This is a genomic window from Rathayibacter sp. AY1C2 (genome assembly GCF_002931195.1).
In the GTDB taxonomy this organism is placed as follows: Bacteria; Actinomycetota; Actinomycetes; order Actinomycetales; family Microbacteriaceae; genus Rathayibacter.
Genome location: NZ_PSWG01000008.1, coordinates 112261 through 123797, shown reverse-complemented (window position 1 = coordinate 123797; position 11537 = coordinate 112261). Strand labels below are relative to the sequence as shown.

Below are 11537 nucleotides of genomic sequence, written 5' to 3'. Positions count from 1 at the left end.
GACGCGGCCAGCAGGGCGAGCTGCTGCGGCACCGGCGTCCCCGCCCCCGGGAAGCGCACCTCGACGCCCTCGAGGACGCGGGCCAGCTTCACCCGGCACCAGTCGAGGTCGTCCGACACGATCAGGACGCTGCGCACGGGCTCCCGCTCGCGGGCCAGGGCGAGCGCCGCGTCGACGTACTCGACCACGTCGAAGGAGTAGCGGCCGCGGAAGGCCGGGACGCTGTAGTAGTCGCCGCGCCGGATGTTCACGGTGAGGTCCGCCTCCGATCGCGCCGCCGCCGCGAGAGCGGTGAACGGGCCGCCGGGCGGGAGCAGCATCGTCGCGACGAAGTCCGCCAGCTCATCCGTCGTGAACTCCACGCCGAGCTCCTGGTGGACGCTCCCGAGCTCGCGGGGGCTGAAGAACGACATCTCCGCCGGGGGCACCACGAGCTCCTCGAGGACCCGCGGGAAGACCTCCGCCCACTCCGCGGTCCTCCGCGTCGCGCGCACCGCGGTCGGCACCCCGCGGCTCCGACGGGCGTGGGCCTGCAGCCAGAAGTAGGCGAGGTTCCCGACCCCGAACGACTCGCCGGGCAGCAGCACCGTCGTGCCCCGTCGGCGGAGGGGCGCCAGCAGCGCGGAGCGGACGTCGCCGAGCGTCACCACCGCGGGCCTCCCCCGCTCACGAGAGCTCTCCGAGCGCCACGAGCTGGGCGAAGCCGGGGTGCGCGGCCCGCACCTCCTCGAAGGTGCCGGCCCCCTCGATCCGGCCGCCGTCGAGGAAGAGCAGCCGGTCGGCGCCGCGCACGGTCGAGAGCCGGTGGGCGACCACGAGGACGGTCATGCTGCCGTGCAGCTCGGCGACGGCCCGCGAGATCTCGTGCTCCGTGCGGTTGTCGAGCGCCGAGGTCGCCTCGTCGAGGACGAGGACCGAGGGGCGCCGGTACAGCGCCCGGGCGAGGCCGAGCCGCTGGCGCTGGCCGCCGGAGAGGCGGACGCCGCGCTCGCCCACGCGGGTGTCCAGACCCTGCGGCAGCCCGCCGACGAACTCCTCGAGCTGCGCCGTCCGCAGCACCTCGCGCACGCGCTCGTGGTCGACCTCGGCCGCCGGCACCCCGAAGGCGACGTTCGCGGCGACGGTCGCGTCCAGGAGGAACACGTCCTGCGGCACCACGCCGAGCCCCGCATACCAGGCCGCCGGGTCCTCGTCGATCGGCCGCCCGCCGCAGAGGATCCGGCCGCTCGTGGGCGGGAGCAGGCCGAGGACCAGGTCGAGGAGGGTGCTCTTGCCGGCGCCGCTGGATCCGACGAAGGCGGTCGTGGCGTTCCGCTGGATCACCAGCGAGACGTCCCGCACCACGTCCACGTCGGAGTCGGCGTAGCGGTACGTGACGTGCTCGAGCGCGATGTCGCCGGAGTAGCGGCCGCCCGGCCCGGGCGTCTCGTCGTGCGCCCCCTCGGAGGCGAGCTCCTCGGCCGCCTCGGAGACGATCCGCAGCCCCGCCTGCCCGCTGCGCACGATCGCGAACGTGGCCGAGACGCGGTTGAGCGTCGGCAGGGCGCGGAGGGAGGCGGCCGCGAAGACGCCCAGGACGGAGAGCGCCTCGGCGCCGGAGCCGGTGGCGACGAGGATCCCCGAGACGCCCACGACGGCGACGACGAAGCCGATCTCGAGCAGGTACTTCGGCAGCTCCGAGACGAGCGAGAGGGAGCGCAGAGCCTGGGCGCTGCGGCGCTTGGCCCCGCTGAAGCCGGCGACCAGGCTCGCCGCGCTCGAGGTCAGGCGCGCCTCGCGGAACCCGTCGAGCGAGGGGAGCAGGAACTGCCACGACTCCAGCGCGGCCTCCGCCATCTCCTCGCCGATCCGGCCCTGCCGCCGCCGCAGGAGCGCCTGGACGCCGCCGAGCAGCACCGCGAAGAAGACGGCCGCGAACAGGGTCGCGACCGGCGAGGCGACCAGCAGGATCGCCACGATCGCGACGAGCACCAGCAGGTCGGAGGCGATGCCGATCACGCCGAGGAGCACGCCGGCCGCCTGCGCGCTGGCGTCGTTGATGGTCCGGTACACCTCGGCGAGGCGCCGGGAGCGGTGGACGGCGTAGGGCGCGAGGACGTACCGCCGGAGCAGCTCCGTCGCAGCGTCGGCCGAGATCCGCGTGGTGCGGCCGAGCAGCCACCACCGGAAGACGATCGTCCCGGCGCTCTTGAGCACGAAGACGACCGCGACGAAGCCGGCGATGATCGGGAGGAGGGTCTGGACGTCCGTCGAGCCGAGGACGCCGGAGAGGACGCCGAGCGCGCCCGTGGTGGTGTCGGTCCCGGTGAGCAGCGCCATGAGCGGCACCATCGCGGCGACGCCCAGGGTGTCGAGGACCGCGAGCGCGAGGGAGCCCGCGACGGCGGCGGTGATCCAGCCCGGAGAGGCGGCACCGGCCAGCGAGAGGAGGGTGCGCAGTCCCGGTCGCAGGGACCCGCCGCTCACGCCGCCACCCCCTCGTACACGGCGGCGATCCCGCCGCACATGGCGGCGACGTCCCGCACGGCGCGAGGAGCCGCGGCCCTCGACGCCTGCCGCTCCAGCGCCGCGGCCACCGCCTCCGGGTCGTCGGCGTCGACCAGCGAGTCCCGCTCGACGATCTCGGGGTTCCCGCCCACCGCGGAGGCGACCACGCCGATCCCGCGGGCGGCCGCGTCGAGCAGCGTGTAGGAGCAGTTCTCCCAGACCGAGAGCTGGGCGACGACGTCCGCCGCGGCGAGCGCCGCCTCCGGATCGGTGAAGCCGGGGAAGGACACCGCGTCGCCGAGGCCGAGCCGCTCGGCCCGGGCGCGCAGGGCGCCGTCGAGCGGTCCCTCGCCCGCGACGGTCAGCGTGGCGCCGGGGACGCGCCGGTGCAGCACCGCGAAGGCCTCGAGCAGCGCGTCCAGGCGCTTCTCCGGCGCCAGGCGCGCGAGCGAGAGGACCCGGAGGGAGCCCGGCTCCCCCGGCTCGCGGTCGCGGGGCGCGGCGTCGACTCCGTTCAGCACGACCTGCACCGGCAGGCTCGGCCGCCACTTCTCGATCATGGTGCGGCGGGTGGCCTCCGAGACGGCGATCGCGCCGTCGAAGGACCGCAGCCGCGCGTGGTGCGCCGCCGCGGTCGTCCGCGCCCGCAGGGCGGTGCGGTGGTAGACTTCGGGCCCGGCGATGCCGTGCTCCGTCGTGACGCGGTGGACCCCGCGGGGCAGCGGGGTCGCCGCGGCCACGAGGTCGGCGTGGGCGAGGTGGGAGTGGACGATCGCCGGGCGGAGAGCCGCCGCGGTCGCGCGCAGGGTCGCCACGGAGGCGGCGGCGCCGGCGGACACTCCGAAGCGCCCGGTCGTCACGGCCGAGCCCTGCTCCCGCAGCCGCTCGGCGAGCGCTCCCTCCGGGCAGAGCACGACGAGCCGGTGGCCGGGGATCCCGTGCCGGGCGGCGTCGAGGACGTGGCGGGCCACCCCGCCGAACTCGCCGACCGGCACCGTCCAGAGCGCGAGCGGGGTCACAGCCACTCCTCCAGCCGCTCGAGCGCGGTCCAGAAGCCCTCGCCGCTGTTCACGTGCCCCTGCCAGATCTCGGGGATGAACGGCACCCCGGGCGCCAGCTCGTCGAGCGACGCCGCGAAGTCCGGCCAGTCGATCTCGCCCTCGCCGATCTGCACCCCCTCGCCGTCGACACCCGTCGCATCGACGAGGTGCAGGTGCGCGCTGAGCGGAGCGAGCAGCGCCACCGCCTCCGAGAAGGCGAGCCCGAGGTGGTTCGCCGCGAGCTTGGTGTGCGAGGCGTCGAGGCAGAGCGGCGTGCCGGTCGCGGCCGCGAACTCGGCGGTGTCGCGCGGGTCCACGAAGAGGTTGTGGAACTGCTGCCCGCCCATGAGCCACGGGTAGGGCGGGAGGGTCTGCGCCAGCACGCGGACGCCGCTCGCGTCGATCCGCTCGAGGGCGTCGGCGACGCGCTCGTAGAGGGGAGCGCGCTGATCCGGAGCCACGTGCGCGTGCCGGGTGAAGCCGCCCATCGTGACGACCATCATCGGGTCCTCCTCCTGGCGGAACCAGCGCGCGAGGCTCCGGGTGGTCTCGACGGTGCGCTGCACCTCCGCGATCGAGCGCTCCCACACGTCGTCGTCGAAGGAGGCGAGGTCGACGAGGAAGTCGCCCGCGAACAGGTCCGGCAGGTGGGTGGTGAAGCCGGAGTCGAGGCGGCGGGTGAACACGTCGTCCGGCTCGATCTCGAGGTCGCGGTACGAGAAGTGGAACTCGAGGAAGTCGGCGTTCGACTCCGCGGCGAGCGCCGCGTGGTCGTGGTACCGCACCGGCAGGCCCCAGGGGCGGCGGAACCGGAACGGCCGGCCGGACGGCGTGCTCTCGCGCAGGTCGCCGGCGAAGAAGAACCCGCCCTCCTCGACGTCGCGGTGGAGGGCGCGGCCGAGCAGCTGCGGCAGCTCGTTGGGCTGGAGGCCCCGGCCGGGGCTGCGGACGACGACATCGGCGGCGCGCACCACGTCCCCGATCGAGAGGTCGCGGGAGGCGACCAGCGACTTCGCGAGCGAGACGCGGTTCATCGACTCCCCCGTCGAGACCGATCGGGCGTCGCGCGTGCCGAGCGAGTCCTCGATGTCGCGGATCTCGCCGACCATGCGGCGGAACTCGTCCGGGAGCAGGGACACCGTGTGGTCGTTGCCCTCCATCCCCCGGTCGACGGTGAAGTGCTTCTCGACGATGCGGGCCCCGCGGGCGACGGCGGCGACGGGGACATGCCAGCCCCGCTCGTGGCCGGAGTAGCCGACGACGCCGCCGCCGATCTCGGCGAGCCGGTCGAGGTAGGCGAGGTTGAGGTCGCGGTAGGGCGCCGGGTACGTCGACTGGGTGTGCAGCAGGGCGAAGGAGGTGCCGAGCGAGCGCAGCAGCGCGACCGACTCGAGGATCTCGGACTCGCGGGACATCCCGGTGCTGAGCAGCAGGGGCAGTCCCCGGGTGCCGGCGTCCTCGATCAGCCCGTGGTTGGTGAGGTCCGCCGAGGCGATCTTGAGGCCCGGGATCCCGTAGTCGACGAGGGCCTGCACGCTCGGGGCGTCCCACGGGGTGCAGAGGACGTCGATCCCGGCGTCGGCCGCGTGGTCGAAGACCCGGAGGAGCGGCTCGGCGGGCAGCGAGAAGCGGCGCAGGAGGTCGATCGTGTACTGGGCGCCGAGGTCCTCCCCCGCGGTGGCCCCGCCGGCGCGCCGGTAGAGGGAGTCGAGGTCGCGCAGCTGGAACTTCACCGCGTCGGCGCCCGCCTCGACCGCGAGGTCGACCAGCCGCCGCGCCAGATCGACCGAGCCGTTGTGGTTGTTGCCGATCTCCGCGATCAGGAAGGCCGGGTGGCCGTCGCCCACCTCGTGGCGGCCGATCCGCAGCGCCCGATCGCCCTCGACCGCGATCGCGACGAGGTGCCCGCGGTCGTCGACGAGCGGGAGGTGGCTGATCCCGTCGCGGCCGAGCCGGGCGGCGATCGCGGTGGCCGGCTCGTCCGCTCCCGCCGTGCGGACGGCGGTGTTCGCGACGGCGAGGGCCGGGACGTCGAGGGAGGCCGTCGGGTTCGCGATGATCCAGCGGCGGAAGTCGCCGTCGGACACCGACCCGCGGAGGATCCCGTGCCCGTCGACGCAGAAGACGATCCGCTGCTTGTTCGCGTTGATCTTGGCCAGCGCGGTGAGCACCGGGTCCTCGGCGAAGACGATGAACGGGGCGAGGTGCCGGTCGATGATCATGCGCCGCCTCCCGCCGACAGGCCGAGGAGGGTCTGCTCGACCACCGCGAGATCCGCCTCGGTGTCGATGTCCCCGCCCTCCGCCTCGTCCATGACGAACAGGCCGACCCGGCCGCCGATCCGGTTGCGCTCGCGCTCGTAGACCTCGGTGCGGGTGAGGTAGAGGGATCCGGTCTCCCGGTAGAAGAAGTCGGCCTCGGAGAGGTCCTGGCGCCGCGGCCGGGCCGTGACGTCGTACTGCGGCACGGAGTCGCCCTCCTGCAGCCGCCAGAGGAACGGCGTCTGCGGGACGACGCCCACCAGCGAGTCGACCTCCGTCGAGGCGAACTGCTCGAGCGCGCGGGCGAGGGTGCCCGGGAGGCGGATCGGCGAGGTCGCCTGGAGCAGCATCACCGCGTCCGGGCGGCGGCCCAGCGCGGCCCGGTGCTCGATCGCGTGGAGCACGACGGGCTCGGTCGCCGTCTCGTCGCGCGCCAGCTCGGCGGGCCGGAGGAATGGCACGTCCGCTCCCGCCCCCTCCGCGATCGCGGCCAGCTCGGGGTCGTCGGTCGACACGAGCACGTCGAGACCGGCGGCGAGCGCCTGCTCGATGCTCCAGACCACCAGCGGGCGGCCCGCGACGGGGCGGGCGTTCTTGCGCGGTATGCCCTTCGAGCCCCCGCGCACGGGGATGACGCAGAGAACGGTCACGGGGTGCCTCCTTCGGCGATGGCGAGTGCCCGGCGGGCGACGGCGACGGCCGGCTCGACGGACGGGACGGGCGGAGCCGCGGTCGGCGTCTCCCCGCCCCAGCGCGCGAGCCGGTACCGGCTCCAGAACTCGAGCACCCAGGCGGGCGGGTCCTCGCAGACGACCCAGGCGGGGATCCCGGCGGCCGCGGCCTCGAGGACCCCGGTCGAGAAGATCGAGGCGACCGGCCGGGCCTGCGCGGCGAGGTCGCCGCCGCGGAGCACCCGGATGCCGCGGCGCTCCCACCGCGCGTGCTGCCAGCGCGAGCGGCGGTCGACCTCGGCGGGGTGGGGGCGGTAGTCGGCGCCCGCCTCGCGGCAGAAGCGGGAGGCGGTGGCCGCGGCCGTCCGCCGGGGCAGCTCCGCGCCGTGCAGCTGGCCGAGGAACAGGGGCCGCTCCTCGAGCCGCTCGGGGCGCGGGCGGCGCGACGCGGTCCAGAGCAGCTGGCTGCCGACGACCTCGGTCTCCACGTCGCTGCGGCCGGAGGTCCAGAAGGCCGCGTCCTCCTCCGAGAACGCCAGCAGTGTCGCTCCGGGCGGGAGCGGCGGGGCGGAGGGGGTGAGCAGCCCGTGCTGCACGACCAGGAAGCGGGCGCCGAGGATCGCGGACCAGCGGTGGGCGGCCGCTCCCGCCGCGAGGAAGTGGCCGGTGGCGATCACGGCGCGGAGGCTCCGCAGCTCGGCGGGCGGGTCCGCCTCCGGGTCGACCGGGTGCGCACTCCAGCGGCCCGGCAGCAGCCCGGACAGCGCGTCGCCGGCTCCGGAGGGAGCGAGGACCGCCGCGGGAGCCCCGCCGAGAGGAGCGAGCGAGGCCGCGGTCGAGGCGAGGGCGCTCGCCGTCGACGCCTCCACCGCGAGCAGGACGGCGGGCCGGTCGCCGCGCACGTGCAGCACCAGGCGGGTCGGCTCGGAGCGCCGCAGCGCCGCCCGGGCGGTGCGCAGCGGGTCGCGGCCGCGCTGCCAGCGGCGCCAGGCCTCCAGGTCGGTCGGGTGCGTCAGCGCCACAGGGCCCTCACCTCCCGCATCCGGTGCACGAAGGTGTGCTCGGCGCCGGTGCGGCGCGCGCCCGCCTCGCGGATGCGCCGCGCCCACGAGGGGTCCGCGCCCGCCCGCCGCACGTGCTCGACGAGCTGGTCGCGCTCCTCGAAGACGAGCACCTCGCTGCCCACCTCGTAGAACTCCGCCACCTCGGGCCGGTCGATCAGGGTCAGCGCCCCGACGCCCGGCGCCTCGAAGGCGCGCATCGAGAGTCCGCCGTGGCCCGCGCCGTGCAGAGCCAGGGTCGCGGTCGAGCCGGCCATCACTCCGTAGTAGCCCGCCCGCGGGACGTCGCGGCGGGCGGGGACGCCGGCCGAGCGCCAGCGGCCGGTGCGCGCCACGTCCCAGGGATGGCGCGACCACTGCCGCCCGTACGCCTCGACCGCGACCCCGCCGGCCGCGAGCTCCCGCAGCACGCGCTCGCGCTCGGGGTATCGGGCGCCGACGAAGGTCACCGCGGAGGAGGGGCGGGGGCGGAAGGAGAGGAGGGAGTCGAAGGCGTCGGGCAGGTGCCCGGCCGGAACCCCCGCGCGGGCGAGCTCGGCGACGTCGGCGGCGGAGTAGCTGACGATCGACACCGCCTCCCCGGCGAGGGAGCGCAGACGGTCGACGGGGTGCCCCATGTTGCGGAGCTCGTCGTAGAGCCAGAGCACCACGGGGACGCCGGCGCGGCCGATCTCCTCCCACCAGGCGTCGCCGAGGGAGTCGCCCTTCACCACGAGGACGGCCCGGGGCCGGACGGTGCGCAGCGCCGCGATCGCGCGGTCGGTCTCGGCGCGCATGGACGAGCGCCGGAGCCGGCCCCCGGGGAGCCGGTGGCCGAGGGCGTCGCGCACGTGGCCCAGCCCGGTCGCGGCGTCGTAGCGGTGGACGACCACGTCGTCGCCCAGGTGGGCCAGCGCCGACTCGAGCGCCTCCCAGTAGCCGTGGAAGACCGGGCTCACCACGAGCACGGGCCCGCTCACCGGGACGCCGCCTCGGCGGCGGCGACGAGCCGGAGCTCGCGCCGGAGGACGGCCAGCGGGCGCACGTCGCTGCCGGCGGCGGCGCGCACCGCGTTGGCGGCGAGGTTCACGGCGGAGGCGGCGCGCAGGGCCGCGGCGAGGGCGGCGGGGCGTCCGCCCCACTTGCGGGCGTAGCGCAGGCGCGAGGCGACCAGCCAGACCAGCCGGCGCGCGGGGTCGGAGGAGCCGCCTCCCGTGTGCTCGGCGACGACGGAGCCGGCGAAGACCGAGGGCACGCCGCGCTCGCGCAGCCGGCGCTGGAGGTCGACCTCCTCGCAGTTCATGTGGAAGGACTCGTCGAACCCGCCGACCGCGCGGAACTCGGCCACCGGCAGCAGCATCACGGCGCCCACCACCCAGTCCACCGGCACCGTCGCGCCCGGGGCGCACCGGGTGTCGTGGCCGACGGCGGCGTGCAGCCGCGGGCGCCAGCGCGCGAGCGGAGTGAGCCACTCCACGACGTAGTGGTGCAGCCGCGGGAAGCGCCGGCCGACCCACTGCCGCTCCCCGCCCGCGTCGACGAGGTCCGGAGCGACGACCGCGGGCAGCCACGGCCGTCCCGCCTCGAGCAGGTCGCGGAGGAAGGAGGGTCCGACGACGAGGTCGCTGTTGAGCACCAGGAGCAGCGGGTGGCGCGCCCGGGCGGCGCCCGTGTTCACCGCTGCGCCGAAGCCGCCGTTCCGCTCGCGCCGCACGACCTCCACTCCGTCGGTCCCGGCCGGGAACGGGATCGGGGAGGCGTCGTCGACGACGACGATCTCGAGGGCGGGGGGCGACTCCTGGCTGCGGAGCCGCTCGACGAGGGCGAGCGCGGGCGCGGGGTCGCCGTAGTGCGGGATCACGACGCTCACCCCCTCGGCGGTCACCTCGCGACCGTCTCGGCGGCGCGGTCCCGGCGGAGCGAGCGGCGGGTGCTCCGGACGGTGGCGGCCGGGGGCTCCGCGCCGACGGGCAGAGCGCCGAGAGCGGGGAGGATCACCCGGAGCAGGGCATCGATGTCCTCGACGGCCGCCGCGGCGACGTCCGGTCCGCGCCCGAACGGGTCGGCGAAGTCGTCCTCGGCGCCGTAGGGGGCGGTGTCGTCGGCGAGCAGCCGCAGGAGCGGGACGCCGGGGGCGGCTCCCGCCAGCCGCGCCGCCCGGCGGACCGTGGTGGTGCGGCGCGCGGCGGCCGGGAAGTGGCGGGTGACCCACTCGCGCTGGCCCGCCTCGAACACGAGCACGGGGTCGGCGCCGGCGAGCATCCGGCCGTCGGCCTGGCGCGCGCGGTGCCCGGCCGTGGAGAGCCCGCGGGCCCGCAGCGCATCGCTGAGCTCGGGGTCGAGCCCGCGGCCGACCTCCGCGTGCGTTCCCGCGCTCTCGACCCGCCAGTCGGAGCCGGCGCCGAGCAGGCGCGCCGCGATCAGCTCGGCCGAGGGCGACCGGGCCACGTTCGCATGGCAGAGCAGGAGCAGGCGCCCGCTCATCGAGCCGCCCGGCGGGACGTCTGCGGAGGCAGGGCCCGCGACTCCACCGGGGCGAGCTCGGACCGGCGCGGTGCCGCCGCCGCGCGCTTGCGCCCCGTCGCCGGCTGCGGCTCGGCGTAGTACGCGTTCTTGCGGTCGTAGTAGTAGTACCCGGTGTCGCCGTCGCGGGCGGTGACCATGTTGAGCACGGTGCCGAGCACGCGGGCGCGGACCTGCTGGACGATCCGCCGGGCGGCGACCACCTCGGGCCGGCGCGTCTGGTTCGAGGCGACGACGAAGACGACGCCGTCGACGACGGTCGCGACGATGGAGGCGTCGGTGACGGGCAGCACGGGCGGCGCGTCGATGATGACGAAGTAGTCCTTCGACAGGCGCGCGACCAGGGCGCGCATCGCCTCGGAGCCGAGCATCTCGGACGGGTTCGGCGGGATGTGCCCGGCCGGGAGGGCGTAGAGGCCCGCGGTTCCGGTGGGGCGGATCGCGTCGTCCACGGGGATCTGGTGGCTGAGGACCTCGCTGAGGCCGATGGCGCCGTCGATGTCCAGCATCCGCGCCACGGAGGGCCGGCGGAGGTCCGCGTCGACCAGGAGGGTGCGCTGCCCGGACTCCGCGGTGACGCGGGCCAGTCCGGCGGCGATCGTGGACTTTCCCTCGGCCTGGTTGGCGCTGGTGATCACGACGCTGCGCGTCTCCTCGTCGACGCTGGAGAAGCGCAGGCCCGTCCGGAGCGAGCGGAACGCCTCCGCGGTGAGCGCGTCGGTGCCGCGGCGGCCGCCGGTCCGGCCCGGGCGTCCCGCCTTGGGGATGCGCCCGAGGACGCCGACGCCGAAGAGCTCGGTGAGGTCGTCGACGGTCCGCACGCGGATGTCGAGGGCCCGCCGGAGGAAGGCGAGGCCGAAGCCGAGCACGAGCCCGCCCAGGGCGCCGAGCAGGATGTTCCGCACCCAGTCGGGGCTCGTCGGGGCGGCGGGCGGCTCCGCGTTCTCGAGCGGGACGACGGTGATCTGCGGCGTGCGGTCGGCCGTGGACTGCGTCTCGATGTCGGTGATGACGGCCGCCAGCGCCGCGAGCGCCCCGTTGGCCAGGGCTGCGGCGTTCTGCGCGGTCCCGGCCTCGGCGGTGACCTCGATCAGGGTGCTGCCCGGAGCGACCCTCGCGGTGAGGCGGCCGCTCAGGGCCTCTCCGCCGGGGTTCGCCTCCGGGTCGGCCTCGATCCGCTCGGAGACGGCGCTGCTCGAGATCAGCGGCAGGTAGGCGTTCGCCCGGGTCACCGCGGTCTGCGACCCGCTGATCGCATCGGCCGAGCTGCCGTCGCTCGCGGCGATCACGAATCCGGCCGAGCTCGACTCGTAGACCTTCGGAGTGAGGAACGAGAAGGCGGCCATCGCCAGGGCTCCGACGAGCACGGCGACCACGAGGGTCCGCCAGTTCCGCCGGATGAAGGCGATGAGGTCGACGACAGTCACTGCGCACCTTTCTGCGTGCCGCGCATGCGCCGCACGACGATGCTGAGGTGTCGGTCACGCTAGCAATGCGGAGCGCCTTTCCCTAGGC

At 75.7% G+C, this 11537-nt stretch carries 10 protein-coding genes; all 10 read right to left on the bottom strand.

All coding sequences use genetic code 11. The features are described 5' to 3' along the window. Positions 1–647: alpha-1,2-fucosyltransferase (locus C5C55_RS08450; protein WP_219812993.1), on the bottom strand; the 647-nt coding region annotated here is incomplete at its 3' end. A gap of 19 nt (positions 648–666) precedes the next feature. Then, positions 667–2466: an ABC transporter ATP-binding protein gene (locus C5C55_RS08445; protein WP_104224510.1), complete on the bottom strand. Its 1800-nt coding sequence runs from the start codon at positions 2464–2466 to the stop codon at positions 667–669. Beyond that, positions 2463–3506, bottom strand: coding sequence for a glycosyltransferase family 4 protein (locus C5C55_RS08440; protein ID WP_104233586.1), 1044 nt, complete (start codon positions 3504–3506; stop codon positions 2463–2465). Before C5C55_RS08440 ends, C5C55_RS08445 begins: the two co-directional genes overlap by 4 nt. Next, positions 3503–5749, bottom strand: coding sequence for an N-acetylneuraminate synthase family protein (locus C5C55_RS08435; RefSeq protein ID WP_104233585.1), 2247 nt, complete (start codon positions 5747–5749; stop codon positions 3503–3505). The genes C5C55_RS08440 and C5C55_RS08435 overlap by 4 nt, the downstream gene beginning before the upstream one ends. Continuing rightward, entirely contained in the window at positions 5746–6438 is a 693-nt protein-coding gene (locus C5C55_RS08430) for a cytidylyltransferase domain-containing protein (protein ID WP_104233584.1), read from the bottom strand. The genes C5C55_RS08435 and C5C55_RS08430 overlap by 4 nt, the downstream gene beginning before the upstream one ends. After that, positions 6435–7481 carry a hypothetical protein gene (locus C5C55_RS08425; RefSeq protein WP_104233583.1) on the bottom strand — a complete coding sequence of 349 codons (1047 nt, stop codon included), beginning with the start codon at positions 7479–7481 and terminating at the stop codon, positions 6435–6437. Before C5C55_RS08425 ends, C5C55_RS08430 begins: the two co-directional genes overlap by 4 nt. After that, a complete protein-coding gene (locus C5C55_RS08420; protein WP_104233582.1) occupies positions 7472–8479 on the bottom strand; it encodes a glycosyltransferase in 1008 nt (335 codons plus the stop codon). Before C5C55_RS08420 ends, C5C55_RS08425 begins: the two co-directional genes overlap by 10 nt. After that, a complete protein-coding gene (locus C5C55_RS08415; protein WP_104233581.1) occupies positions 8476–9384 on the bottom strand; it encodes a glycosyltransferase family 2 protein in 909 nt (302 codons plus the stop codon). The genes C5C55_RS08420 and C5C55_RS08415 overlap by 4 nt, the downstream gene beginning before the upstream one ends. Then, positions 9381–9983, bottom strand: coding sequence for a hypothetical protein (locus C5C55_RS08410; RefSeq protein ID WP_104233580.1), 603 nt, complete (start codon positions 9981–9983; stop codon positions 9381–9383). Before C5C55_RS08410 ends, C5C55_RS08415 begins: the two co-directional genes overlap by 4 nt. Then, positions 9980–11449, bottom strand: a complete 1470-nt coding sequence (locus C5C55_RS08405) for a polysaccharide biosynthesis tyrosine autokinase (RefSeq protein ID WP_104233579.1) — start codon at positions 11447–11449, stop codon at positions 9980–9982. Before C5C55_RS08405 ends, C5C55_RS08410 begins: the two co-directional genes overlap by 4 nt. Positions 11450–11537 lie beyond the last annotated feature (88 nt).